The sequence below is a fragment of the Mesorhizobium sp. M0590 genome, assembly GCF_040320905.1.
Classification (GTDB): Bacteria; Pseudomonadota; Alphaproteobacteria; order Rhizobiales; family Rhizobiaceae; genus Mesorhizobium.
In genome coordinates, this window is sequence record NZ_JAMYQN010000018.1 from 28,510 (window position 1) to 52,626 (window position 24,117).

At 63.1% G+C, this 24,117-nt stretch carries 23 protein-coding genes; 9 read left to right on the top strand and 14 right to left on the bottom strand.

What is annotated here, in order from left to right; all coding sequences use genetic code 11:
• Positions 1-150 precede the first annotated feature (150 nt).
• The 4 genes from NKI52_RS25245 to NKI52_RS25260 all read left to right on the top strand — a co-directional run bounded on the left by NKI52_RS25245 (position 151) and on the right by NKI52_RS25260 (position 5,798).
• On the top strand, positions 151-2,274 hold the full coding sequence (locus NKI52_RS25245) for an ABC transporter permease (protein WP_352700182.1): 2,124 nt from the start codon (positions 151-153) through the stop codon (positions 2,272-2,274).
• Positions 2,271-3,329, top strand: coding sequence for an SMP-30/gluconolactonase/LRE family protein (locus tag NKI52_RS25250; protein WP_352571248.1), 1,059 nt, complete (start codon positions 2,271-2,273; stop codon positions 3,327-3,329). The genes NKI52_RS25245 and NKI52_RS25250 overlap by 4 nt, the downstream gene beginning before the upstream one ends.
• Entirely contained in the window at positions 3,329-4,825 is a 1,497-nt protein-coding gene (locus NKI52_RS25255) for a sugar ABC transporter ATP-binding protein (protein ID WP_352571247.1), read from the top strand. The genes NKI52_RS25250 and NKI52_RS25255 overlap by 1 nt, the downstream gene beginning before the upstream one ends.
• Positions 4,826-5,390: 565 nt before the next feature.
• Positions 5,391-5,798, top strand: a complete 408-nt coding sequence (locus NKI52_RS25260; protein WP_352571735.1) for a carboxymuconolactone decarboxylase family protein — start codon at positions 5,391-5,393, stop codon at positions 5,796-5,798.
• Positions 5,799-6,011: 213 nt separating this feature from the next.
• On the opposite strand, the gene NKI52_RS25265 is transcribed toward NKI52_RS25260, so the two are convergent.
• The 11 genes from NKI52_RS25265 to NKI52_RS25315 form a co-directional block, all read right to left on the bottom strand.
• Entirely contained in the window at positions 6,012-6,899 is an 888-nt protein-coding gene (locus NKI52_RS25265) for an amidohydrolase family protein (protein WP_352571803.1), read from the bottom strand.
• A complete protein-coding gene (locus tag NKI52_RS25270; protein ID WP_352571736.1) occupies positions 6,899-8,035 on the bottom strand; it encodes a vWA domain-containing protein in 1,137 nt (378 codons plus the stop codon). The genes NKI52_RS25265 and NKI52_RS25270 overlap by 1 nt, the downstream gene beginning before the upstream one ends.
• A 234-nt stretch (positions 8,036-8,269) precedes the next feature.
• Positions 8,270-9,166 (bottom strand): AAA family ATPase, encoded by an 897-nt coding sequence (locus NKI52_RS25275; protein WP_352700183.1) that lies wholly within the window; start codon positions 9,164-9,166, stop codon positions 8,270-8,272.
• Between the two features lie 9 nt (positions 9,167-9,175).
• Positions 9,176-10,180 (bottom strand): xanthine dehydrogenase family protein molybdopterin-binding subunit, encoded by a 1,005-nt coding sequence (locus tag NKI52_RS25280; RefSeq protein WP_352571738.1) that lies wholly within the window; start codon positions 10,178-10,180, stop codon positions 9,176-9,178.
• Between the two features lies 1 nt (position 10,181).
• The gene (locus NKI52_RS25285; protein WP_352571739.1) at positions 10,182-11,549 is read right to left on the bottom strand and encodes a xanthine dehydrogenase family protein molybdopterin-binding subunit; all 1,368 of its coding nucleotides are present in this window, start codon (positions 11,547-11,549) and stop codon (positions 10,182-10,184) included.
• Positions 11,550-11,563: 14 nt separating this feature from the next.
• Complete coding sequence (locus NKI52_RS25290; protein WP_352503850.1) at positions 11,564-12,046, bottom strand: (2Fe-2S)-binding protein; 483 nt, start codon at positions 12,044-12,046, stop codon at positions 11,564-11,566.
• Positions 12,047-12,095: 49 nt separating this feature from the next.
• Entirely contained in the window at positions 12,096-12,890 is a 795-nt protein-coding gene (locus NKI52_RS25295; protein WP_352700184.1) for an FAD binding domain-containing protein, read from the bottom strand.
• Between the two features lie 33 nt (positions 12,891-12,923).
• A complete protein-coding gene (locus tag NKI52_RS25300) occupies positions 12,924-13,367 on the bottom strand; it encodes an SRPBCC family protein (RefSeq protein WP_352648639.1) in 444 nt (147 codons plus the stop codon).
• 108 nt (positions 13,368-13,475) lie between these two features.
• Positions 13,476-14,303: an AraC family transcriptional regulator gene (locus tag NKI52_RS25305; protein WP_352700185.1), complete on the bottom strand. Its 828-nt coding sequence runs from the start codon at positions 14,301-14,303 to the stop codon at positions 13,476-13,478.
• 315 nt (positions 14,304-14,618) lie between these two features.
• Positions 14,619-15,617: an ABC transporter permease gene (locus tag NKI52_RS25310; RefSeq protein WP_254820532.1), complete on the bottom strand. Its 999-nt coding sequence runs from the start codon at positions 15,615-15,617 to the stop codon at positions 14,619-14,621.
• A 34-nt stretch (positions 15,618-15,651) separates the two neighbouring features.
• A complete protein-coding gene (locus tag NKI52_RS25315) occupies positions 15,652-16,392 on the bottom strand; it encodes an ATP-binding cassette domain-containing protein (RefSeq protein ID WP_352700186.1) in 741 nt (246 codons plus the stop codon).
• A 427-nt stretch (positions 16,393-16,819) separates the two neighbouring features.
• Between NKI52_RS25315 and NKI52_RS25320 the strand changes: the two genes are divergently transcribed.
• Together NKI52_RS25320 and NKI52_RS25325 are read left to right on the top strand one after the other, a co-directional pair.
• On the top strand, positions 16,820-17,809 hold the full coding sequence (locus NKI52_RS25320; protein WP_023675805.1) for a sugar-binding protein: 990 nt from the start codon (positions 16,820-16,822) through the stop codon (positions 17,807-17,809).
• Between the two features lie 223 nt (positions 17,810-18,032).
• Complete coding sequence (locus NKI52_RS25325) at positions 18,033-18,812, top strand: FadR/GntR family transcriptional regulator (protein ID WP_352458921.1); 780 nt, start codon at positions 18,033-18,035, stop codon at positions 18,810-18,812.
• A gap of 747 nt (positions 18,813-19,559) precedes the next feature.
• On the opposite strand, the gene NKI52_RS25330 is transcribed toward NKI52_RS25325, so the two are convergent.
• The gene (locus NKI52_RS25330) at positions 19,560-20,498 is read right to left on the bottom strand and encodes an NAD(P)-dependent oxidoreductase (RefSeq protein WP_352700187.1); all 939 of its coding nucleotides are present in this window, start codon (positions 20,496-20,498) and stop codon (positions 19,560-19,562) included.
• 151 nt (positions 20,499-20,649) lie between these two features.
• On the opposite strand from NKI52_RS25330, the gene NKI52_RS25335 reads away from it, so the two are divergent.
• On the top strand, positions 20,650-21,546 hold the full coding sequence (locus NKI52_RS25335) for an NAD-dependent epimerase/dehydratase family protein (RefSeq protein WP_352700188.1): 897 nt from the start codon (positions 20,650-20,652) through the stop codon (positions 21,544-21,546).
• 100 nt (positions 21,547-21,646) lie between these two features.
• Here NKI52_RS25335 and NKI52_RS25340 read toward each other — a convergent pair whose 3' ends face one another.
• Positions 21,647-22,051: a VOC family protein gene (locus NKI52_RS25340; protein ID WP_352456261.1), complete on the bottom strand. Its 405-nt coding sequence runs from the start codon at positions 22,049-22,051 to the stop codon at positions 21,647-21,649.
• Between the two features lie 108 nt (positions 22,052-22,159).
• Here NKI52_RS25340 and NKI52_RS25345 point away from each other — a divergent pair, with 108 nt between their 5' ends.
• Complete coding sequence (locus NKI52_RS25345; RefSeq protein WP_352700189.1) at positions 22,160-22,642, top strand: MarR family winged helix-turn-helix transcriptional regulator; 483 nt, start codon at positions 22,160-22,162, stop codon at positions 22,640-22,642.
• 162 nt (positions 22,643-22,804) lie between these two features.
• Here NKI52_RS25345 and NKI52_RS25350 read toward each other — a convergent pair whose 3' ends face one another.
• Positions 22,805-23,293, bottom strand: a complete 489-nt coding sequence (locus NKI52_RS25350; protein ID WP_352700190.1) for a nucleoside deaminase — start codon at positions 23,291-23,293, stop codon at positions 22,805-22,807.
• A 571-nt stretch (positions 23,294-23,864) separates the two neighbouring features.
• Between NKI52_RS25350 and NKI52_RS25355 the strand changes: the two genes are divergently transcribed.
• Positions 23,865-24,104: a hypothetical protein gene (locus tag NKI52_RS25355; protein WP_352700218.1), complete on the top strand. Its 240-nt coding sequence runs from the start codon at positions 23,865-23,867 to the stop codon at positions 24,102-24,104.
• Positions 24,105-24,117 lie beyond the last annotated feature (13 nt).

Genomic DNA, 24,117 nt, shown 5'->3' on the forward strand with positions numbered 1-24,117 from the left:
GGGAGAAGGGATACGCTCCAACGCTGGCGACCCCCTCTCCCCGTCTCTATACGGGGAGAGGGTAAGGGTGAGGGGCAGCGCAAACCTGAGGCGATTGTTCTGCGGATAGCCCGGCCTCTTTTTCCCTTTTCTCTCGAATAGCAGCAACCGATGTCCTTTCGCGAACGCCTCCAGTCCTGGCGCTACAATCTCGTGCCCGACCATCTCGTCGGCGAGATATTGAGCAAACGCTGGACCGACAACGCCATTCCGTTCCTGGCGCTGGTGGCGACGCTCGGCGTGTTCGGTTCAATCATTCCCGGCTTCTTCAAGCCGATGTCGCTGCAGGAATCGACCCGCCAGCTCGGCGAGTTCTCGCTGGTGGTCACCGGCATGACGGTGGTCATGCTGGGCGGCGGCATCGACCTTTCGGTCGGCTCGATCTTCGCGCTGTCGTGCTTTTCCGCCGTGTTCGTCTTCTTCATCCTCGAACAGTCGGTGTGGCTGGCGCTGGCCGCCTCGATCGTCACCGGCCTGCTGTTCGGCGCGATCAATGGCTATCTGATCGGCTATTTCCGCCTGCGCGCTTTCCTGACGACACTGGTCACCTTCATTTTCGGGCGGGCGCTGTTCGACATACTGGTCACCACCTATGCCGCCGACGTGCAGCTTTCCGATGCCACATCGGATGTGCTGGACTTCATCGGCGACGATACCTTTTGGGGCCTGTCGGTTGCGGTGTGGGCGGCGATTATCCTGGCCATCATCACCCACGTCGCGCTGACGCGCTCGCGGCCCGGCTGGCATGTGCAGGCGGTAGGCGGGTCGCGGCGCTCGGCCCACAATGCCGGCATCCGCGTGCGCCACACCGTGTTCATGACTTATGTGTTCTCCGGCTTCTGCGCCTCGCTCGGCGGCTTTCTCATCGCCTGCCGGCTGAGCGGGGCAGGGCCGGGAACCGGCCTCAACCTTGAGGTCATGGCGTTGACGGCGGCGGTCGTCGGCGGCGTCAGCCTGGGCGGCGGCCGCGGTTCGGTGATCAAGGGGCTGATGGGCGCAATCATCGTGCTGACGATGACCAACGGGCTGATCCGGCTGGGCTATGGCACCGGCACCAACCAGATGGTGCTGGGCATCATGCTGGCCGTCGCCGTCACCATCGACATTCGCTGGCTGAAGAACCGCCACAAGGTTCTGGACGAGGTCTATGTCGCACCGGTCTATCTGAAAATGGGCGCAACGCAGTCGGCGGCACCGGGCTCGGGCACGCCTTACGAGCTCGACAATCGGCTGTCTGGGGCTGACCATATCGGGCTCGGCGAGCTGGAAGGGCCGGAAGACGTCATCCTCGACCGCGACGACCATCTCTATTGCGGCACCAGGCATGGCGAGATCGTCCGTTTCTTCGCACCGGACTACAAACGCTCGGAGGTCTTTGCCCATATTGGCGGCTTTCCGCTCGGCCTGGCCTTCGACAAGACAGGCAATCTGATCAGCTGTGTTGGCGCGATGGGCCTTTATTCGGTTTCGCCGCAGCGGGAGGTGAAGCGGCTTTCGGCGGAAACGTCGCGCTCCTGGACCTCGATCGTCGACGATGCGCGGCTGCGCGACCCAAATGATTGCGACATCGCGCCGGACGGCCGCATCTACTTCACCGATTCCACCAAGCGCTATGACGCGCACGACTGGGCGCTGGATTCGATCGAGAACCGCGCCACCGGGCGGCTGCTCGTCTATGATCCGACGGACGGTTCGACCAAGACATTGCTCGACGGCTACCGTTACACCAACGGCGTCTGCATGGCGCATGACGGCAAGTCGCTGTTCTTCGCCGAAAGCTGGGCCTGCCGCGTGCACCGCTACTGGCTGGAAGGGCCGAAGGCGGGCGTTGCCGAATGCGTCATCCGCGACATGCCTGGCTACCCCGACAACATCAACCGAGCGTCGGACGGCAATTACTGGATGGCCTGGCTCGGCATGCGCACGCCAAGCTTCGACCTGTCGCTGCGCCACCCCGACATGCGCAAGCGCATGACGCGCCGGCTGCCGCAGGACGAATGGCTGTTCCCCAACATCAACACCGGCGGCGTGGTGAAATTCAACGAGAAGGGCGGCATCGTCGAAGCGATGGGCGACCTGTCGGGCGCCGCGCATCCGATGGTCACCTCGATGCGCGAGCACAAGGGTTTTCTGTTCGTCGGCGGTATTCTCAACAACCGCATCGGCCGCTACCGGATTGCCGGGGCCGACCCGAACTGGACCAGCCCCGCTTCTTACTGGGGGGCGAAGGCATGATGCTGGACCCGATCCTCGACATCTTCCGCGGCAAGGCGGTGACCATCCCGCCGCTCGACGGCGCCTTCAGGCCGAACACGCTGCTGGACGATGCTGCGGCCTTCGCCGAACTGCTCGAGCCTGATAATCTGCTGGTCGCCGACGGCCGGCTGCTGGTTTCCAGCGGCAATGCCGTCTACGCGCTCGCCGCCGGTGGCGCGCCTGTTCTGGTCGAGACATTTCCGGCCGCAGTCACCGCGCTCGCGCGCTCGCCTGCCGGCGAACTGACGGTCGGGCTCGAAAGCGGCAGGCTGCTGATTGCAGGCAAGGAGGCCGCCCTGCCGGCCGAGATCCGCTGCATCACAGCACTCGCCTACGCGGAAGATGGCACGCTTTGGCTGGCAAATGGCTCGGCCGACCACGGGCCGTCGCAATGGGCCGCCGATCTGATGAAGAAGGGTGCGTCGGGTTCGCTGTGGAAGCGCGATCCGGCAGGCAGCGAATTCCGCAAGCTCGCCGGTGACATCGCCTTTCCCTATGGGCTGCATCCAACCGGCAAGGACGTGTTGGTCGGCGAGAGCTGGCGGCACCAACTCGTCCGCTTCGACGGCGCGACAGGCAGCCGCTCGACGGTGCTGGCGCATCTGCCCGGCTATCCCGCGCGGCTATCGCCCGCCGCCGATGGCGGTGCCTGGCTGGCGCTGTTTGCGCCCCGGAACCGTCTGATCGAATTCGTGCTACAGGAAACGCACTATCGGAACGACATGCTGGCGCAAGTGTCGCCGCAACACTGGATCGCGCCGGCACTCGCCTCCAACCGCAGCTTCCTCGAGCCGCTGCAATGCGGCGGCATCCGCACCATGGGCATCCACAAGCCGTGGTCGCCGAGCCGCTCCTACGGGCTGGTGGTCAGGCTCGATCGGGACATGCGGCCGCGGTACAGCCTGCACAGCCGCGCCAACGGCACGCGCCACGGCATCTGCAGCGTGGCGGAGACAGACGGTCGCCTGTTCATTGCCTCGAAAGGCGGCGATTGCCTGCTGGCCATCGATCTGGCTTCAGGAGGGCATCGCTGATGGAACCGATCGTCCGCCTGGAGAACGTGACCAAGACCTATCGCGGCGTGCCTGCGGTGAAGAATGTCAGCTTCGAGCTGCGCAAGGGCGAGATCCACGCGCTACTCGGCGAGAACGGTGCGGGAAAATCGACGCTGACCAAGATCATCGCCGGCGTCGTCGACGCGACATCGGGAAAGATGTTCCACAAGGGGCAGGAGATCGCCTACGGCTCGCCGCACGCGGCGCTTCAAGCCGGCATCGCCATGGTGTTCCAGGAGACCAGCCTGGTGCCGTCGATGACGGTGGCGCAGAACCTCTACCTCGGCACGGAGCGCTTTCTCAACCGGCTGCGCGGCACCTACATCTCGGCGCAGCAGTTCCTGCAGTCGCTGAACTTCCCGGTCGACCCGAACGCCATGGTGGCGACGCTGGGCGCCGCCAAGCGGCAGATGGTCGAAATTGCGCGCGCCGTCCACCACAATGCCGAGATCATCATCTTCGACGAGCCGACGGCGACGCTGACGCCGGAGGAGAAGCGGCACTTCTTCGCACTGATCCGCCGGCTCAAGGCAAGGGGGGTGTCGATCGTCTTCATCAGCCATGCGCTCGAAGAGGCGCTTGATATCGCCGACCGCATCACCATCCTGCGCGACGGCGAGCTGGTGATCACCGACAATACCGCCGCTTTCGATCGCGACAGGATCGTCGCCGCCATGGTCGGGCGGACGCTTTCGGGACAGCTCTACAGCCAGCGCGACGAGGCCAGGCTGCGCAGGGCCGGCAGGAAGGTGCTGTCGGTACAGGACATCTCGATGAGCAATGTCGTGCGCAACAATTCCTTCTCGATCTTCGAGGGCCAGATCACCGGCGTGTTCGGGCTGATCGGCTCGGGCCGCACCGAGACGTTCAAGATCGTCTCCGGCATCTACAAGCGCGACTTCCTGCGCGGCGGCAGCATCGAACTGCACGACCGGCCGGTGCGCTATCTCGTGCCCAGCGAGGCGGTGGCGGACGGTATCGTCTATGTCACCGAAGACCGCAAAAGCGAGGGGATTTTCGAGACGATGGACGTCGCCGAGAACCTGTTCGGCGGCTTTTTGGCGGCGGGGCGGGAAAAGGGCTGGGTAATCAACGCGCAGGAGATGCGGGCGATGTCTGCCGAATGGACCAGGACGCTGAACGTCAAGGCGATCAACGACAATGCCCGCGTGGTCGAGCTTTCCGGAGGCAACCAGCAGAAGGTGGTGATCGGCAAGGGGCTGGTGCAGAAGCCGCGCATCGTCGTCTTCGACGAGCCGACGCGCGGCGTCGATGTCGGCGCCATCGCCGAGATCCACCAGATCATCAACCGGCTGGCCGATGAAGGCCTCGCCGTCGTCGTCATCTCGTCCTACCTGCCGGAGATCATGAACCTCTCCGACCGCATCCTGGTCTGCCGGCAAGGCCGCATCGTCGAGGAGTTTTCGCCTGCGGAGGCCACGGAGGAGAAGATCATGTACGCGGCCGTGCATTAGGTTCCCGGGCGCGGAAGGTTGACATTTGGATGGTTTTTGCGCCGGCGGATCGTACACTTTGGAGATTGGCCGAGGCGGCCGTCGTTTCGTCATCCTGGGGCGAAGCAAGGAGCGAAGCGACGCGGCGCAGACCCCAGGATCCATGCCGCTACATCAGAGCGCTGCCGCGGTGCAGCATTCTGCTCCGCTGCACGCTTCGAGTTGTGTGCGTCAAGTTCTGCAAAATGGCGTGGCATTGCGGTGACGTCGGCGTGTCCGCCGCGCAGCCCCCGTGTTTAGCGGAGCGGCGGACACATGACGGTGCTCAGGCGGCCAAGGCCCTCAGGCTCTCCTTCTTGTGCTCGCGCAGATGATCCATGTTGAGGTAGCGGGTCGGGATCCCAGGGTCTCCGCGACGGAGCTTCGCTCCTGCTTCGCCCAGGGATGACGAAGGTGAGGGGCCTCGGCCAGCCTTACGGTCTTGCCTCAGCGCGTCAATTGCTGATTCATCCAAGGCGGTTAGCCGCCTTTTCTCCCGACCTGATTCAACGACCTCGCATAACGATCCAAACGAAAGGACCAAGCCATGGCCACGACGAAACTTCTGACCGATGCCGAGGTCCAGGCGATTCCCGCCGTGAAGGCTGTGTTCGACGACATCCGCGCGACGCGCAAATCCGATTTCGTCAACAATTTCTGGCGTGGGCTGGCCAATGATCCGGTCTCGCTGAAGCGGGTCTGGGAGCAGCTCAAGGCGGTGATGGTCGCTGACAGCGCCATCGATCCGCTGACCAAGGAGATGATCTACATCGCCGTCTCGACCGCCAATGGCTGCTCCTATTGCGTCCACTCGCACACCGCCGCAGCGCGGGCCAAAGGCATGACCGACGCGCAGCATGGCGAGTTGGTCTCGATCATCGGGCTGGCCGGGCAAACCAACCAGATGGTGACAGCGCTGCAGATCCCGGTCGATCCGGAATTCGAGGTGAAGTGAGGTGAGGCGCGGCGCCTTCCCTTTTCCCCTTGTGGGAGAAGGTGGCCGAGCGAAGCTCGGTCGGATGAGGGGTGCTGGACGGATCGCGGCCTTGGAGACGTAAGTGCTTCAAATCGCTTGGATTTTCTCCGCCGAGTTTCTTCCAGCACCCCTCATCCGTCTCGGCGCTACGCGCCGATCCACCTTCTCCCACAACGGGAGAAGGGATGCGCGCTACACCGGCCGATAAACCTTCGCCGCAGTGTTCCAGAAAATATCCGCCTCGGCGGCCGCGCCATGTTTGCCTACGGCTGCGCGGTGCGCCCTGATCAGCTCGGCATGGCTGGTCCACAGCTTCTCGATCGGGAAGTTCGAGCCGAACATCAAATGGTCGCTGCCGAAGATGTCGATGGCGTTGTCGACGATATAGCCGATCAGCGCCGGGTCGTTGCGGTGGACGAAGGTGCCGAGGCCGGACAGCTTTGCATAGAGGTTGGGCGCCGCTGACAGCGTGCGCAGGCCGGACTTCCACGCCTCGGTGGTCTCCGGCTCCATGTCGGTCAGCATGCCGGCGTGGGTGAGGATGAAATTGGTCTCGGGGTTGTCGCCGACGAGCGTCAGCCCATCCTTCATCTGGGCGGGGAAAAGCTGCAGGTCGAAGGATAGGCCGTAATCCTTGAGCCGCGCGACATTGGCCCGCACCTTCGGGTCGATGACCTGATCGGCCGAGGCGGCGAAGCGGAAGGCCGGCGTTCCGTGCCAGTGCAGCTGCATGCGCACGCCGCGCAGCAGAGGGTATTTGATCAGCCGGTCGATCCGGGAACGCACGTCGTCCACGGTCATGTCGGCATAGCCGACGATGGCGTGCGGCCAGCCGGTTTCTTCCGCGGTCTTCTGCAGGAACGCGACCTCGTTCTCGAAATCCTCCTTGGCCCAGTTGGTCTGGACATAGACCGCCTTCTCGACGCCCGAGCCTTGCTGGTCGGCGAGGAATTCCTCGATCGGATAGTCGCGGCGGATCGGCTCGTAAGGGCCAAAGATGCGCGGCACCATCGGCCCGACCAGCCATGGCTGGTCCTTTTGGCGCCAGATGTGGAAATGCGCGTCGATCGCCTTCTGCATCACGAAACCCTCTTCCAGATTGCCGCGGCCGCAGGGGCGGGGCGGGCGAGCGACAGGATGAACTCGGTGAGGCCGGCGATCGACGAGCCGTCGACCAGATCGTCGAGCACCGGCAGGATGGTGCGAAGTGCTGCCGTGGCCGGCCGAAAACGCGGATCGCCGGCCAATGGCGTCGCCAGCGAAAGCCGAAAGGCGCGGGCGCTCAGCCGGCGTATCGCCGTCTCCAGCTCGGAATGGTCGCCGCGCTCCAGCGCATCCGACAGGATGACGATTGCCGCCCCGCGTGCAAAGGCGGAGAAGCGCGGCACCGATAGAAACGCGAGCAGCGTCGGTCCCATGCGGGTGCCGCCGTCCCAGTCGTCGACCTGGGCAGCGGCGCGGGCCAGCGCCTGGTCGCGGTCGCGAATGCGCAGCGGCGAGGTGATGCGGGTCAGCCGTGTGCCGAAAGTGAAGACCTCCGCCCGGTCGGCGCCTTGCACGGCCGCATGCGCCAGCTTGAGATAGTCCGAGGTGTAGAGCTTCATCGAGCCGGATACATCGATGAGGATGAGAAGCTTGCGCGGCACCGCCTGCCGCCGGCGCAGCAGCGGCGAGGGGATATCGCCGTCGGCGCTGACGATTTCGCGAAGCGAGCGGCGCAGATCGAGCTTGCCGCGCGCATGCGTGCGTACGGTGCGGAAGGAGCGGCGCGCGGGCAAAGCGGTGGCGAGCTTGCGGCGGAAGGCGGCAAGCCCGTCGCTGTCGCGATGGAACTCGCGGACGCTCAACTGTTCGCTGGCCGAAGACAATTCGCCGCCTTGCTCCTGGCGGACCACCTCGATTTCTTCGTCGCCCGTTGCACCATCGTCCTTGATGCGGGTTTCCTCGTCGGCCTCGCCTTCGACCAGCGCCGCGGCGTCGCCATAGAAATGGCTCCGGAAATGCGCCTCGAATTCGTCGCGGCGGTCGGGCGGCGGCGCCAGCGTGGCGAGGGCCGCTTCGCGGATGTCGGCCATCGAACGGGGACCGAGCAGGGTTACGGCCTGCATGAAGTCTAATACCTGCTCCGGCGCGACAGCAAAGCCATAGCGGCGGAGCAGCCGGCCGAAGCCGAGCATTGGGGTTGCGGCGCGCGGCAAGCTGACTTTGTTACACATGGCTGACAGGTCTTCGGCGTCGCGATCCTTCGCGCCCCCCTCTGTCCTGCCGGACATCTCCCCCACGAGGGGGGAGATTGGCAGTTTCGTTGGCGTCGCCCTTCCTGCAACATTGGAGATTGGCGAAAGCATTCGTGACTGCCAATCTCCCCCCTCGAGGGGGAGATGTCCGGCAGGACAGAGGGGGGCGCCGTAGAGCGCCAGTATTGTGGAAAGAGGCGGGTCGATTGCGCATCACGCCAGCGCCTCCTCGACAATCTTGCCGAGCTCGGGCGCGATGCAGGAAAGGTCCTCCTCGTCTTTGATCAGCACGCCAATGGCCCGGCGGAAGGCTTCCGGCCAGGGGCTGCCGCCCTTTTCGAGGATGGTGGCGGCATTGGCCCATTCGACCGCCTCGGCGATGCCTGGCGGCTTGGCCAGCGGACGCGCGCGGATGTCGCGCACGGCGGAAGCCACGGCGCGCGCCGTGGCCTCGGCGACGTCGCCGGCGCGCAGCATGATGATCTCGGCCTCGCGAATGGCGTCGGGATAGGTGATCGAGTGGTAGACGCAGCGCCGCCGCAGCGCTTCGGCCAGTTCACGGGTGCGGTTCGAGGTCAGGATGACGATCGGCTGCGCCGTCGCGCGAATGGTGCCGCGCTCGGGAATGCTGATCTGGAAATCGGACAGGAATTCCAGCAGCAGCGCTTCGAATTCATGGTCGGAACGGTCGATTTCGTCGACCAGCAACACGCGCTTTTCCGGCGCCTTCAGCACCTGCAGCAGCGGCCGCGCGATAAGGAAACGGTCGTCATAGATGTCGACCTCGTGCTCGCCGGCATGGCGGATGGCGAGCAGCTGGCGCTGGTAGTTCCACTCGTATAGCGCATGTGCGGCGTCGATGCCTTCATAGCATTGCAGCCGCACCAGATCGCGCCCGAGCAGTTCGGCTATCGCCTTCGCCGCTTCGGTCTTGCCGACGCCAGGCGCGCCTTCGAGCAGCAGCGGCTTGCCCAGCCGGATCGCCAGGAAGATTGCGGTGGCCAGGCTTTCATCGGCGAGATAGTGCGAGGCGGCGAGGCGGGACGCCACCGCCTCCGGCGAGGTCGCGACTGTCTCTGCGCTTGAAGTCCGGGCGCTTCTCTTGGGCATTTCCAGCACTCAGTTCGGGGCTTGCGCCTTCAGCGCCCGCAGGATGCGCTCCGGCGTGATCGGCAGCGTGTCGATGCGCACGCCGACGGCGTCGAAGACGGCATTGGCGACCGCCGGGATCTGCGGGTTGGCGCACATTTCGCCCGGCCCCTTGGCGCCATACGGCCCGTCCGCCGAGGGCCGTTCCAGCACGATGATCTCGGTTTGAGCGAGATCCCCAGGACCCGGCATCAGATATTGGTTGAAGTCGGTGCCGCCATGGTCGCGATTGGGATAATAGGGTTCGGTCGTTTCGTAGAGCGCATGGCTGATGCCCATCCACGAGCCTCCGACGAGCTGCTGCTCGACCATTTTCGGGTTCAGCGCGCGGCCGATCTCAAAGACGTTCTTCACGGTCAGCACGGTGACCTCGCCGGTCTCGTCGTCGACCTCGACCTCGGCAACCGTGCAGGCGTGGGCGTAGCAGGTCGACGGCTTCATCGCGCCGGTTTCCTTTTCGGGATAGGAGCGGGGGATCAAAAACATGCCGCGGCCGGAAATTGAACGACCGCGCTTGAAATGCGCCGACAGCGCGACATCGAAGATCGAGATCGATTTCTGCGGCGCGCCCTTGACCAGGATGTTGCCCTGGCCATCGGTCTCGAGGTCGGACGCATTGACTTCAAGCTCCTCGGCCGCCACTTCCAGCATCACCTGGCGGGCTTCCCTGGCCGCCTGGATGACTGCATTGCCGGCGCGGTGCGTGCCGCGCGAGGCGAAGGTGCCCATGCAATGCGGGCCGGTGTCGGTGTCGGCGGTGTCGACGACGACGCGGTCGGTCGGCACGCCGATCGTCTCGGCGCAGATCTGCGCCATGATCTGCTTCATGCCCTGGCCGAGATCGACGCTCGACAGCGTCACCATGAAATTGCCGGTCGGCGTCGAATGGACCAGCGCCTGGGTCGGGTCGCCGCCGAGATTCATGCCGGTCGGATAGTTGATCGCGGCGACGCCGCGTCCGCGCCTGATCGCCATCTCAAACTCCCTTCGCGTAAGACGACATCGCCATGAATTTTTCTGCCACGGGCCAGTTGGCGGCGCGCGAGGCTTCCTGCATGCACTCGATCAGCGCAGCACCCTCGGTCGGCTGCCGATGTGCTTTCATGTCGCCATCGCGATAGGCGTTGATGAAACGGAATTCGAGCGGGTCCATGCCGATCAGCCGGGCGAGCTTGTCCATCTGTACCTCCAGCGCGAAATCGCCGATCGTCACGCCGAAGCCACGCATCGCAGAGGACGGGGTGCGGTTGGTGTAGACGCAGTAGGTGTCGATCCAGACATTCGGGATCGTATACGGGCCGGGATAATGCCCGGCGCCCTTCTGCGCGCCGTAGGGCGAATGGCGCGAATAGGCGCCGGCGTCGGTGTAGCCGGTCACTTTGCGCGCGACGATGCGGCCGTCGTTCATGACGCCGTCCTTGATGACGACTTTCTCGGCGGCGCGCGGCGAGGAAATCTGCATCTCTTCCTCGCGGCTGTAGATAAAACAGACCGGTCGTCCTGTTATTTTGGCGCCAAGGATGGCGATCGGCTCGACGATGACGTCGACCTTGCCGCCAAAGCCGCCGCCGACAGTGCCGCCGACGAAATGCAACTTGTTGCCGGGCATCTGCAGGATGATCGAGGCGTTATCGAGAGTGAAGAACATCGCCTGCGTGTTGGTGTAGCAGGTGAAGCGGTCGTTGCCCTCCGGCGCGACGATGCAGCCGGTCGTTTCGGTCGGCGCATGCTCGATCGGTGAAGACTGGTAGGTCTGTTCGAGCACGTGGTCGGCTCCTGTAAAGCTTGCCTCGACATCGCCGAAGCGCACCTTGCGGCATTCGCCGCTGTCGTAGAGGTAATAATTCCGGCCATGGTACTCATTGACGATCGGCGCGCCGGGCTTCAGCGCTTCCTCCATGTCGAAGACGGCCGGCAGCACTTCGTAATCGACCTTGACCTTGGCGGCGGCTTCCTGCGCGGCGCGCTCGGTCTCGGCCAGCACCGCCACCACGGCCTCGCCCTTCCAGCGCACCTTGCCGTCGGCCAGCACCGTCTCGTCCTCCGGCCCGATCTGGATCAGGATCAGGATGGTGTAGACATTGTGCGGCACATCCTTGGCGGTCAGCACCTTGACGACGCCGGGGTGCTTTTCCGCCTCTGACGTATCGATGCTGCGGATGCGGGCGTGATGATGCGGGCTGCGCACCATCTTCAGGTGCAGCATGCCGGGAAAATTGCGGTCGGCGAAATAGGCGGTCTTGCCGGTGACATGGCCGGGCGAATCCGATCGCGGCCGCGGCTGGCCGATCTCGTGCAGATCGTCCTTGCGCTGGTCGGCGAAATAGCTCTTGCGGAGTTCCATTTTCTTGACTCCCCTCAAGCCGCGTTCTGCGAATTGGAGCGCGCGGCGCTCAGCACAGCCTGGATGATCGGCTCGTAACCGGTGCAGCGGCAGATATTGCCCGACAACGCCTCGACCACGTCCTCGCGGCTGGGGTTCGGGGTTTGGTCGAGCAGCACCTTGGCGGCCATGATCATGCCCGGCGTGCAGAAACCGCATTGCGTGGCGAAAGCATCGAGGAAAGCGCGTTGCAGCGGATGCAGCACGCCGCCTTCCGCCAGTCCCGAGGTGGTGGTGACGGTTGCGCCGTTGCAGGTCTCGGCCAGCGTCAGGCAGGACAGCCTGAGCTCGCCGTCGATGATGACCGAGCAGGCGCCACAGGTGCCTTGATGGCAGCCGCCCTTCGGCGAGGTGTCGCCGATCTTGTCGCGCAGCGCATGAAGCAGCGTTGTGCCGCTGTCGATGAATTCGGCCTTTTCGGCACCATTGAGCGTGAACTGAACCGGGACCTTTGCCATCTTTTTACTCCTTGCGCCGCAGCCAGGCGGACATACGCGCCACGGTCTTTCAGGCGAGCAGCAGCCGGCCGAGATGGACCGGCAGGACTTCGTTGCGATACCAGGCACTGGCGATCGGATCGGTTCGCGGCGAAGTGCCGTCGCGGGCAACAGCCAGTGCCGGTGCGATGCCCTCGCTCGTGAGTTCCCGGCCAATCAGGGCCTTCTCCGCCGCCCTGGCACGGATCGGCCGGTCGGCCATGCAGCCGAACGCGATCCGCGCTGACGACACGGTGCCGTCCGGTGCGTGCTCCAGCACGGTCGCGATGCTCAGCACCGAAATGCCCTTTGGCTTGACCCTCGACACTTTCAGGAAGCGAAAGCCGCCTTCCTTCGGAATCGTGAAGCCGACCGCAGTGACGATGGCGTGGTTGCTTTCGCGCTTTGCGAGGAATGTCTCAATCGGCAGCTCGCCGTCATCGGCGCTGACAGTTGCATCCAAAGCCAGCAGCGCAACGGTGAAATCGCCGTAAGGCGTTGGCGCGAAGAGATTGCCGCCGACGCTCGCCATGTTGCGGATCGCCGGGCCGCCGACGGCGCGCGCGGCGTGGGCAAGAGTGGCCAGATCCGGGTGACGGGCGATCGCCGCCATGGTCACCGAGGCGCCGATGCGGACCGTGCCGCCGGAGACGCTGATGGCCGACAACGCCGGGTCGGTCGACCTGACGAAACCGGAGATCGACACGTCGCCTTCATTGACGGCGCGCACGACCAGCGTGCCGCCACCGAGATAGCGGGCGCCGGCGGCTTTCAGCGCCGCGCTGGCGTCCTTCACCGTCGCGAAAGTCTGCAATGCAAGCGTCATGGAACGCTCCCTTTTTCGGGCTTAGTCCGTCATTCAACTCTGGCCGGCAAAGTGGTTCTTCAGGGCGTTGAACCCGCCCTGGAAAACATTGGCGCCCATGCCTTCGGCCAATTTATCGGCTTCCTCAGGAGCGGCGTCGAAGCTGGCGGTCCATTCGGCATAGGTGCGGTCGCCGTCGGTCACCCGCCGCAACTGCAGCGTCGCCTTGTGGTTGGTGAGCGGCTGCGGCGTCTCCAGGATGGCGTAGCTGACGAGGAAGTTCTCGTCGGAGAAGTCGAGCAGCTTTTCGCGCAGGCGCGCGCCGCTGGCGAGCTGGAAATTGCGCACGCAGCCGATCGTGCCGGCATCCTTGCCGTCTTCGATATGGCTTTCGACCATGCGCGGGTGCCAGCTCGGCAGGCCGTTGAAGTCGCGTATGCGCGCCCAGACCTTTTCGACCGGCGCGTCGATGACGCTGGAGATGGTGACTTTCGCCATATGATCGTTCCCTTGCAAATCGGCTGCCTGGGAGGGTAGGGCGGCAGGCTCGGCAGCGCTTATCAATGCGTCTTGAACGCCTATCAAATAGTCTGAAAAAACGGGCGCTCAGCTGATCGCCCGCGCCGCCTCGCGGTAAAGCGTCGGCGGGACGCCGACATGGTCGCGGAAGAAGCGCGAGAAATTGCCTTGCGTGGTGAAGCCGAGATTGCAGGCGACCGAGATCAGCGGCTCCTGCGACCACTGCAATTGCCGCACCGCTTCCTCCATGCGCAGCGTGTTCCAATAGACGTTGGGCGTCAGATTGGTCTGTTCCTTGAACAGCGCGAAAAAATGCGGCCGCGACAGGCCGACGCTGCGCGCCATGTCGTCGAAGCAGATACGCTCGCAGACATTGGCTTTCATCAGCTGGATCGCCTTGCGGACGCGGAAGTCCTGCATGGTGTTGACGCGGGCGCGCACCGTCTGCGGTGCGGACGCGTCGGCGGCATCGAGCACGCTGTCGATGAAGCGCTCGATCTCGTAATTGGCGATGTCGTCGATGCTCTCATTGTCGCTGAGATGGTCGAGGAGGTTAGCCGCTGACTTGTGCAGCCAAGGCTCGAGCGTGATTGCCGGGGTGGAGAACAGCGGCGCGGAGGAAGGCAGCTCGCGGCGCCTTCGAGCCCAGTCCGGATCGATGTAAAAGGCGAGGAACAGGCCGGGCGTGCCGTCGCGGGACAGAGCGTGGCTGTGCGGCTGGAAGGAATTGATGCCGGCGGCGGTGCCCGGTCCAAGCCGCACCGTCTCGCGGCCGATGGTCATCTCGCCGGCCGTGCCTTCCAGCCAGATGATGATATGCGCCTCGACATGGGCATGGGTGACGAAGTCGCTGGCGACGTTCAGGACAGAAACATGTCCGAACCGGCCCCAGTAGAGCCTGATCGCTTCCGTCATGGGTATATCCTCCCGCAGGCGACTGGCCTCCCTTCGCCTGCTGCGAGCGATTGTGCGGCGCAGTTCGGGCTTGCGTCAAGACGGATGTGCACGTCCGGGCGCCGGCCATGCGCCGCAGCGGCGGATTTTCAGACCCGGCGATAGGAGCGCGTCCCCTTGTCCCCCTGTGGGAGAAGGTGGATCGGCGCGCTAGCGCCGAGACGGTTGAGGGGTGTTGGAAGAAATGAGGCGATGCCAAGCTGGAGCACCCCTCATCCGTCGCCTTCGGCGACACCTTCTCCCACAAGGGGAGAAGGGGGAGGCTGCGCTTGAACGTCAGTCGTTGCGCCTGAAATTGCGGATGCGGTCGAACAGCACGGCGAGCAGGATGGCGCCGCCGATGAACACGCCTTGCCAGAAGGCATTGATGCCGAGCAGGCCGAGGCTGTTGCGGATGACCTCGATCAGCGCCGCGCCGACGACCGCACCGAAGGCCGTGCCCATGCCGCCGGCCAGGTTGGCGCCGCCGATGACGGTGGCGGCGATCACCTGAAGCTCCATGCCGTTGCCGAGATTGGTGGTGACCGCGCCCAGCCAGCCGGTCTGGATGATGCCGGCAAGGCCAGCCGCCAATGCCGAGATCATGTAGACGACGACCTTGATCTGGCGCACCGGAACGCCGGTCAGCGTTGCCGCATGCTCGTTGCCGCCGATGGCGAAGATGTGCCGGCCGAATTTCGTCCAGCGCAGCACAAAGCCGGTGATCAACGCCAGCACGATCATGTAAAGCACCGGATTGGCGATGCCGAACACCCAGGCGCCGCCGCCCAGCGCCAGCAGCTTGTCGTGATCCGGCCCGAACTGGAAGACGACGGTGTTGTTGGAGGCGACCATGGCAAGGCTGCGTGCGATCGACAGCATGCCGAGCGTCACCACGAAGGGCGGGAAGCCGAGATAGGCGATCAGAACCCCGTTGAAGGCGCCGATGATCAGCGCTGTCGCGATCGCAGCGCCAATGCCTATCTCGATGCCGTAGCCGGCATGCATGGTCACGGCCAGCACCATCGAGCACAGGCAAAGCACCGAGCCGACCGACAGGTCGATACCGCCGGTGATGATGACGAAGGTCATACCGAGCGCCACGATGGCGACGAAGGTGACGTTGCGGGTGATGTTGTAGAGGTTCTTGGTCGTGGCAAAGGAATCCGTGGCCACCGACAGGAACAGGCAGGCGAGGATGACCGCGATCACCACCCAGAAGGTCTGGCTGGCAAACACCTTGCTCAGCAAGGTGTGCTGCTTGTGCGCGATCGTCTGATCAAGGGTGACTGCCATTATCGACCTTTTTTACTCATGGTTGAGGCGTCAATCATACCTGTTCGATGGCGCCGGTGATGAGCCCGGTGACTTCTTCCGGCGAACTCGATGCGATCGTCTTGTCGGCGACCTTGCGGCCGCGCCGCATGACGATGACGCGGTCGGCGACGTCAAAGACGTCGGGCATGCGGTGGCTGATCAGCACGACGGCGATGCCCTGGTCGCGCAAATGGCGGATCAGGTTCAGCACCTCGGCGACCTGGCGCACCGAGATCGCCGCCGTCGGCTCGTCCATCAGCACGATCTTGGCCTGCGAAAGCATGGTGCGGGCGATCGCCACCGCCTGCCGCTGGCCGCCCGACATTTGTTTGACCAGGTCGCGCGGGCGCGTTTCGGATTTCAGCTCGGCGAAGATCTGGCCGGCACGCTTGTACATCGCAGCATAGTCGAGGATGCGAAGCGGCCCGAGGCCGCGGCCCAATTCACGGCCGAGATAGACGTTGGCGGCGGCCGTCAGATTGTTGCACAGTGCCAGGTCCTGATGGACGATTTCGATGCCGTGCTGGCGCGCCTCGACCGGCTTGTGCAGGATCAGCTCCTTGCCGTCCATCTGCATCGTGCCATGGCTCGGCGGGAAATTGCCGGCGATCATCTTGACCAGCGTCGACTTGCCGGCGCCGTTGTCGCCCATCAGGCCGACAACCTGTCCGGCCTCGATCGACAACGAAACGTCGTTGACCGCCTGGATGGCGCCAAAATGCTTCGAGATGTTGGTGAGTTCGAGAACCGCCACCAGCCTTCTTGCCTCCCCGTGCTTTGCGGCCTGCGGTTCTGCCGCGGCCTTTCGCTCTCCCCAGTTCCTCCCGGAGGCAGCGATTTTGCCCATTTACGCATAAGCCACCTTGGCGTCAACCACGGCTTCTTTCGAAAAATCAGTTTTGTAGGACAAATAGCATTGACGTCGGTGACAAGGCGATATTAGCTAAGTGTCGGAGGAGCTTGCGCCGATCCCCCGGGGTTGCCGGGAGGAATCGGTGAGGGTTTGTCGGTCAGGGATTTGGCAACCAGCAGTATCTGTCGGTGCCGGTCTGAGACTGAATATGAAAATGCTTATCGACCTGGCTTGGCGACACGAGTGCGACGTCCTCTGTCATCTTGCTCCGGGTCGATCTGTGTGTGGCGGGCACGCCGTGTCCGTTTGTTTCAAAGGGAGGACTGACATGAGGAAATCACTATTGCTCGCTGCCGCCGCCGTCATGGCGTTGGGTGCCGGGCCGGCTATGGCCAAGAAACAGCTCGTCATCGTGGTGAAGGGTCTGGACAATCCATTCTTCGAGGCCATCCACCAGGGTTGCGAGAAGTGGAACAAGGAAAACGCCAGCTCGGAATATGAGTGCTTCTACACCGGACCAGCGTCGACCTCGGATGAGGCCGGTGAAGCCCAGATCGTCCAGGACATGCTGAGCAAGCCCGATACGGTGGCAATGGCGATTTCGCCATCGAACGCGCCGCTGATCGCGCAGACGATCAAAAGCGCCAATCCGTCGATCCCGATCATGACCCTCGACGCCGACCTCAGCAAGGAAGATGCGGCGCTGCGCAAGACCTATCTCGGCACCGACAATTACCTGATGGGTCACAAGATCGGCGAATACATCAAGAAGGCCAAGCCGAATGGCGGCAAGATCTGCACCATCGAAGGCAATCCGGCCGCCGACAACATCCTGCGCCGCGCGCAGGGCATGCGTGACGCGCTGTCGGGCAAGGACGGCCTCGCGGCGCTGGCAGGCGAAGGCGGCTGGACGGAAGTTGCCGGCTGCCCGGTGTTCACCAATGACGACGGCGCCAAGGGCGTGCAGGCGATGACCGACATCCTCGCCGCCAATCCCGATCTCGACGCCTTCGGCATCATGGGCGGCTGGCCGCTGTTCGGCGCTCCGCAGCCCTACCGCGACCTGTTCAAGCCGATGGCCGACAAGATCGCCAGCAACGCCTTCGTCATCGGCGCCGCCGACACGATCGGCGACGAGGTGGCGATTGCCCGTGACGGACTGGTGACCGCGCTGGTTGGCCAGCGGCCGTTCGAGATGGGCTACAAGGCGCCCTCGGTGATGATCGACCTGGTCGACGGCAAGCCGGTCGCCGATCCGGTGTTCACCGGCCTCGACGAATGCACCAAGGACACCGTCGACACCTGCATCCAGAAGTAGGTTCGCAGTTTCGGGGGGCCCCCCCCCCCGCACTAATCCCCCACGCCCCCCGCCAACCCCGTCACCAATTTGTTGTTTCGTTTTGGGGGGGCCCCGGCTCGCGGGGCCCCCCGTTCGCACTGTCCATACAAAACGCACGAGGCGACGCTGCTTTGGAGCGTAGGCCGCTGCTTTGTCGTGCCCTGAGTTCAGGCTTTCGACAAGCAGCCGCCGGGGAATACCAATGCCGGACGCGACATCAAAAAAGCGACCCGCCAAATTCAAGGCAGAGGCTGAGCGGCCGGCCGTCGTTCGGCGTGCCGATGCCGCGCACTTTCCCGGCTCGAGCGTGCATGCCTCGCTCGCCAACGAAATCGGGCTGAGGATCGTGCGCGGCGATTATCCGCCGGGAACCATCCTGCCCAACGAAGCCAAATGGTCGGAGACCTTCGACGTCAGCCGCTCGGCGGTGCGCGAAGCCATAAAAATGCTGATGGCCAAGAGCCTGCTTGCCTCGCGCCCGAAAATCGGCAGCTGGGTCGAGCCGAAGGAGCGCTGGAACCTGCTCGATCGCGACGTGCTGGCCTGGTATGCGACCTCGCCGGACCGCGAGGTGTTCCTCAGGACCGTGCAGGAGTTCCGCCACATCATCGAGCCGGAGGCCAGCGCCTTTGCCGCGATGCGGCGCACCGACGAGCAGATGGCCGAGATCAGTCAGGCCTGCCGCGAGATGGGCGAGGCAACCAATCTGCAGGAGCGCACGCGCGCCGACACGCGGTTTCACCTCGCCATCCTGCGCGCCTCGGGCAACGATCTGCTGGTGCCGCTCGGCGTGCTGATCGAATCGGCGCTCGACCATTTGTTCCAGTTCGTCACCCGCGAGACCAGCGATCAGCGGCGGGCGCAGGCACTGCACGAGGCGATCGAGAAGAACATCCGCCTGCAGCGGCCCGCCGCAGCCCGCGCCGCGGTGCACAGGCTTCTTGCCAACACCGACGATGTCATCGGCCGGTCGCGCCGGTGATTTATACCGCAAAGTCCGGCGCCGCCCCTCATCCGGCTGCCGCCACCTTCTCCCCGTATAGTGACGGGGAGAAGGGGCTGGCCGCGATCTTGGCACACTCTTTTGCAATGGAAATAGTTGGCGAAATCATCAGCGAAAGCGTCCTTCTCCCCGTCACTATATGGGGAGAAGTGCCCGGCAGGGCGATGAGGGGCGGCGCTGGCGTTGATTGAAAAATAGCGCGCCGTGCGCATTGCCCATGCGCTTAGATCGTCTGCATTTTTCGCATCCTTGGCCGGCATGACGTCGACACCGTTGAGCTTTGTGCGACCGGGGGGCATATTTTGTTCTTGCTTTGTGCCGGCAGCTATGCTACTAATTTCGGTATGGTGCTAATTGGCTCCAACGACCCGCCCACCGAGGCGGGTTTTTTGTTTCTGGCTTTCTCTTCGATCGGACGTTGCGTGTTGCAATGCACCGACTTTTCGACAACACCGACGACGTCATCTGCCCGGTTGCGCTATTGATTTGTCATATAGGTTGGTGCTGCCCCTCATCCGGCTGCCGCCACCTTCTCCCCGTATAGTGACGGGGAGAAGGGGCTGTTCTTGCAACGCAGGCAGTTGGCTTGCAACGCAGGCAGTTGGCGAAATCATTGGCGAAGGCGTCCTTCTCCCCGTCACTATACGGGGAGAAGTACCCGGCAGGGTGATGAGGGGCAGCGCCGGCCTCGATTGAAGGCAGTGTACCGGGCGTATCGCACAAGCCTCAGATCGTCTGCTTCTTGCCATCCCTGGTCGGCATGAGGTCGACGCCGTTGACCTTGCCGATATGCGTCGCCAGCATCGGCACGTACTGATCGGCGGGGCCGGTGGCAAAGGCGCCGGCGAAGGCGTTCTTGGTGGCGTTGCCGAGCGGGTTGGCGATGCCGGCAGCACCCGCCATGGACTCGAGATAGGTGAGATCCTTGAAGGCATTGGCGATGGTGAATTTGTGCGCGTCGCGGTCGCCTTCCAGCGTCCAGCGCATGAAGGTCTGGTAGAAGCCGCAATCCATGCGGCCGTTGCGGATGACGCTGTCGAAGCGCGGCGGCGAGATGCCGACCTTCTGCGCCAGCGCCAGCGCCTCGGAATAGATCGCGGCGTAGCCGAGCGAGATGAAATTGTTGAGCAGCTTCATGCGATGGCCGTCACCGGTGTCGCCGATATGGACGATGCGCCCGGCCCAGGTTTCGAGCACCGGCTTCAGCCGGGCAAAGACCGCGTCGGGCGCGCCAACCATGGCATCGAGCGTGCCTTCCCAAGCCTCCTTCGGGGTGCGGCTGAGCGGGGCATCGACATAGTCGACGCCGAGCGCCTTGAGTTCGGCGGCCAGCGCCACCGTCGAGACAGGATCCGAGGTCGAACAGTCAACGACAACCGATCCCGGCTTCAGGCCCTCCTTGAGGCCGCCTGGACCCCGAATGATGGCTTCGACTTCGCGGGAACCGGTGACGCAGATGAAGACAACCGTCGATGCCGCCGCCACGTCGCGCGAGGTCGCCGCTTCCTTGGCGCCCCGGCCGAGCAGGTCTTCCGCGGGCTTGCGGTTCTTGCGGCCGAGAAACGTCAGCGGATAACCTTTGTCGACGATGTTCTTCGCGATCCCGTGCCCCATCAGGCCAAGCCCGATGAAGCCAATCTTTTCACTCGCGGCAGTCGTGTTCATGTCGTTTCGTCCTATTTGCAGTGATGGATGACGGCGCTGCACCTTGCCGGCGAATTGTTGAGGCGGTTTTTGCCGCATGCCATGGCAGGCGATTGCAGAGTTCGATATTGTCTGACAATACACATGAATTCCAGGGAATGTGGAGAGCAAAATGACAAAGCGGATCATGTTCACCGGCGGCAGCGGCAAGGCCGGGCGCCATGTCGTGCAGTATCTGGTCGAGCAGGGCTGCCAGGTGCTCAACATCGACACCAAGCCGCTCGACAATCCCAAGGTGCGCACGCTGATCACCGACATCACCGACAGCGGGCAGGTGTTCAATGCGCTGTCGAGCTATATCGGCCTGCACGAATTCGACCCGTCGCTGCGTTCGCAACCGATCGATGCCGTTGTGCATTTCGCGGCGATCCCGCGCATCATGATCACGCCCGACAATGAGGTGTTCCGCATCAACGCGCTCGGCACCTACAACGTCATCGAGGCCGCGGTGAAGCTCGGCATCCGCAAGGTGGTGATCGCCTCCAGCGAAACGACCTACGGGCTGGTCTTCGCCAACGAGCCGCGCAACCCGACGCATTTCCCGCTCGATGAGGCGTACGACGTCGATCCGATGGACAGCTACGCGCTATCCAAGGTGGTCAACGAGAAGACGGCGCGCGCCTTTGCGCTGCGCAGCGGCTTCGACATTTATGCCTTGCGCATCGGCAACGTCATCGAGCCGCATGAATATTCGTTGTTTCCGAAATGGTTCGCCGATGCGGGTTTCCGCAAGCGGATCGCCTGGAGCTATATCGATGCGCGCGACCTCGGCCAGATCACGCTGCGCGCCATCGAGAAGGACGGGCTCGGCTACCAAGTGTTCAATGCCGCCAATGACGACACCTCGTCCGATCTGCCGACAGCCGAACTCCTGAGGCGGTTTTATCCCGATGTGCCGGTCAAGAGCGAACTCGGCGAATACGAGACGCTGCTCTCCAACCGCAAGGCGCGGGACGTGCTCGGCTTCCGGCCGGAACACAGCTGGCGGAAATATGTCAAGACGACCTGACGGGCGCAGCTGACGCGGAGCCGCCACTGGGCCAGCCCCGAATTGCTCGTCATGACTCCAGGCTTACACCGGCTACGACCGATGCGCCCACACCCTAGGTTCAGGCGTTCGCAGTCGGGTTCATCCATACGATTTCCCAGACGTAGCCATCCGGGTCTTCAATGTGGCGGTTGTACATGAAGCCAAGATCCTGTGCGGGGTTGGGATCGGCGCGACCGCCCGCCGCAACCGCGCTGGTCAGTGTTGCATCGACGGCGTCGCGGTTATCGACAGTGAGGACGATCATTGCCTGGCTGTCGCGCCGTGCGTCGCCGATTGGGCGTTTGGTGAATTCGCGGTAGTGGTCATGGGTCAGCAGCATCACCCCGATCGTGTCCGAGAACATGAGCGAGGTGGATTTCTCGCCCGAAAACTGCGGGTTCACAGTGCCGCCTAGCGCCACGTAGAACGCCGTCGACGCCGACAGGTCACGGACAGGCAGGTTCACGAAAATCATTTTGGGCATCGATTTCTCCTTCTCCAAGGCTGCGCGCTGCGCTATTGTCTTGCTGCAATGTAAGTAGATGCAATGTATCTTGATTGCAAGATACATTTTGCCGAGGGAATATTTGCCATGGATCGCGCCGAGGCCGCAGCTAAGCAATGGGCCCGCGAGCGCCCCGATCTTCCGTCGTTACCTGTTGAAACGGTAGGTCGTCTGCTTGATGCCGCCGCACGGGTTATCCGCGATCACATGAACCCGTTGCTCAAAGAAGCAGGCCTGAATGTAGGTGAGTTCGATGTGCTCACGCCGCTTAGGCGCGCCGGTGAACCCTATATGCTTTCACCTACTCAGCTCTACGAATCGGCAATGATCTCCTCGGGCGGCATGACCAGCCGCCTGGACCGGCTGGAGCGCGCTGGGCTGGTTGAACGACGCCCCGATCCCGCCGACCGGCGCGGCAAGCAAATTGCGCTGACGACCGGCGGCAAGCGCGCGATAGACGATTTGATCGGTCCAATGGTGGCGCTGGAAGAGCAATTAATCTCCGTGCTGACGTCGGCGGAGCAGGAAACTCTTAATGCTCTACTTAAGAAATTGCTCGCCGGCCTTTGAATTAGAAACTGTTTTGTCGTTCACGGAAACGCCGAACCGACCTATATTTTTTGTTTTGAGGCAATTCCGGGCGGAAAATCGTTTCACACTTTTCCTGGAATTGCTTCAGGTCGTTGTCCACGTCGGCACTCACCTCTGCCTCTGAATCAACGAGTCCTGACCCTACTTGTCTTTCCAGAATTCGGCCTGGAGTTGCGCCGCTTCATCGGCAAGCAGCGGGCCGACGACTTCAGTCGGACGCTGCCCGGCTTCGAAGACGATCCTGCAGGGCAGGTCGAGTGTGGGATTCTCGACATGTGCGCCCGTCAACCCCTTGAGGTCATGTTCGCTCTGCCCAAAGACGACCCGTCCGATGCCCGCCCAATAGATTGTGCCGGAGCACATCGCGCAAGGTTCGGCCGACGTGTAGAGGGTGCAGGAGGCCAGCTTTTCGAGACTGACATTCATCCCCGCCCACGAGGCCAGCAGCCTTTCGGCATGAGCGGTGCGGTCGCCGCCGCCGGCTTTGTAACCGTTGGGCTGCTCGCGCAACACATTGCCGTCTTTGTCGGCGAGGAGCGAACCAAAGGGATGTTCGCCAGCATCGCGGGCCCTGCGCGCGACTTCGAACGCCTGACGGAGCAGACGCTCATCATAGGGGCGTTGTGGCATCGGCAGATCCTCCGGCGCTTGATCATAGTGCCGAACAATCCGTCGACTCAAGTCGGCGGCCTAGGTGGTAGTGAGTCAGTTTTGAAATTTGGACATTTTTCAGAGTCTTGTGAACACGGATGAAGTGCACCAGCCGGTGTACAGCGCAACCATGTAAGCGCGGTTTTCGAACTTTCTTTGAGAACGCATTAGCCAGGCGCGTAAGGGGGCGCATCTGCATGCGCATGGTAAGGATCTGCCGTTCACCGAGCGACGTGCTGACGTGCGCCAGATTCGATGCGGGTCTTCCTTGCGTCAGTCCGCACCGTGGGGCCGTAGCGGGCGCGGGTTTTCAGGGGCAGCTTGTCAGTTGGCGTATCTAAGTAGTGGGATTCGTGCTCCACTCTGGGGATTGCCGGGGCAGGCCCTAGAAATCCAATATCGCAAAATTGCTATGGAAAAATTGACATACCGATGCTATGTGGATGGGACTAGGCCAAACCTGTGGCGACATTGGTACGATAGCAATCCAAGCTTTCAGGGTACCCACGACTCTACGTTCAAAATATTGGAGCAGATACCGAATTTCCAGATGCCCTATTCGAAAGTGTTGGAAGACGGGCTCGTGGAGGTTAGGCTAAACGGATTAGTGAAGTGGAGGATATTTGGCTTTTTTGACAGAACCGTGCGGAGAGAATTCGTCGTTGTTGCTATTGGAAATCATAAACAGAACGTCTACACACCGAAAGGTGTTCTCAGTAGTGCATATTACTTGAAGAAAGAAATTGAGGCTGGAAGAGAGAAGGCTGATCGCTGTGAGCGTCCTGAATAGCCTACCGAAATTC

Excerpts from the sequence above, each read along its gene's own strand:
- NKI52_RS25245 (WP_352700182.1), top strand. The coding sequence starts at position 151 with ATGTCCTTTCGCGAACGCCTCCAGTCCTGGCGCTACAATCTCGTGCCC.
- NKI52_RS25250 (WP_352571248.1), top strand. The coding sequence starts at position 2,271 with ATGATGCTGGACCCGATCCTCGACATCTTCCGCGGCAAGGCGGTGACC.
- NKI52_RS25255 (WP_352571247.1), top strand. The coding sequence starts at position 3,329 with ATGGAACCGATCGTCCGCCTGGAGAACGTGACCAAGACCTATCGCGGC.
- NKI52_RS25260 (WP_352571735.1), top strand. The coding sequence starts at position 5,391 with ATGGCCACGACGAAACTTCTGACCGATGCCGAGGTCCAGGCGATTCCC.
- NKI52_RS25265 (WP_352571803.1), bottom strand. The coding sequence starts at position 6,899 with ATGCAGAAGGCGATCGACGCGCATTTCCACATCTGGCGCCAAAAGGAC.
- NKI52_RS25270 (WP_352571736.1), bottom strand. The coding sequence starts at position 8,035 with ATGTGTAACAAAGTCAGCTTGCCGCGCGCCGCAACCCCAATGCTCGGC.
- NKI52_RS25275 (WP_352700183.1), bottom strand. The coding sequence starts at position 9,166 with ATGCCCAAGAGAAGCGCCCGGACTTCAAGCGCAGAGACAGTCGCGACC.
- NKI52_RS25280 (WP_352571738.1), bottom strand. The coding sequence starts at position 10,180 with ATGGCGATCAGGCGCGGACGCGGCGTCGCCGCGATCAACTATCCGACC.
- NKI52_RS25285 (WP_352571739.1), bottom strand. The coding sequence starts at position 11,549 with ATGGAACTCCGCAAGAGCTATTTCGCCGACCAGCGCAAGGACGATCTG.
- NKI52_RS25290 (WP_352503850.1), bottom strand. The coding sequence starts at position 12,046 with ATGGCAAAGGTCCCGGTTCAGTTCACGCTCAATGGTGCCGAAAAGGCC.
- NKI52_RS25295 (WP_352700184.1), bottom strand. The coding sequence starts at position 12,890 with ATGACGCTTGCATTGCAGACTTTCGCGACGGTGAAGGACGCCAGCGCG.
- NKI52_RS25300 (WP_352648639.1), bottom strand. The coding sequence starts at position 13,367 with ATGGCGAAAGTCACCATCTCCAGCGTCATCGACGCGCCGGTCGAAAAG.
- NKI52_RS25305 (WP_352700185.1), bottom strand. The coding sequence starts at position 14,303 with ATGACGGAAGCGATCAGGCTCTACTGGGGCCGGTTCGGACATGTTTCT.
- NKI52_RS25310 (WP_254820532.1), bottom strand. The coding sequence starts at position 15,617 with ATGGCAGTCACCCTTGATCAGACGATCGCGCACAAGCAGCACACCTTG.
- NKI52_RS25320 (WP_023675805.1), top strand. The coding sequence starts at position 16,820 with ATGAGGAAATCACTATTGCTCGCTGCCGCCGCCGTCATGGCGTTGGGT.
- NKI52_RS25325 (WP_352458921.1), top strand. The coding sequence starts at position 18,033 with ATGCCGGACGCGACATCAAAAAAGCGACCCGCCAAATTCAAGGCAGAG.
- NKI52_RS25330 (WP_352700187.1), bottom strand. The coding sequence starts at position 20,498 with ATGAACACGACTGCCGCGAGTGAAAAGATTGGCTTCATCGGGCTTGGC.
- NKI52_RS25335 (WP_352700188.1), top strand. The coding sequence starts at position 20,650 with ATGACAAAGCGGATCATGTTCACCGGCGGCAGCGGCAAGGCCGGGCGC.
- NKI52_RS25340 (WP_352456261.1), bottom strand. The coding sequence starts at position 22,051 with ATGCCCAAAATGATTTTCGTGAACCTGCCTGTCCGTGACCTGTCGGCG.
- NKI52_RS25345 (WP_352700189.1), top strand. The coding sequence starts at position 22,160 with ATGGATCGCGCCGAGGCCGCAGCTAAGCAATGGGCCCGCGAGCGCCCC.
- NKI52_RS25350 (WP_352700190.1), bottom strand. The coding sequence starts at position 23,293 with ATGCCACAACGCCCCTATGATGAGCGTCTGCTCCGTCAGGCGTTCGAA.
- NKI52_RS25355 (WP_352700218.1), top strand. The coding sequence starts at position 23,865 with ATGCCCTATTCGAAAGTGTTGGAAGACGGGCTCGTGGAGGTTAGGCTA.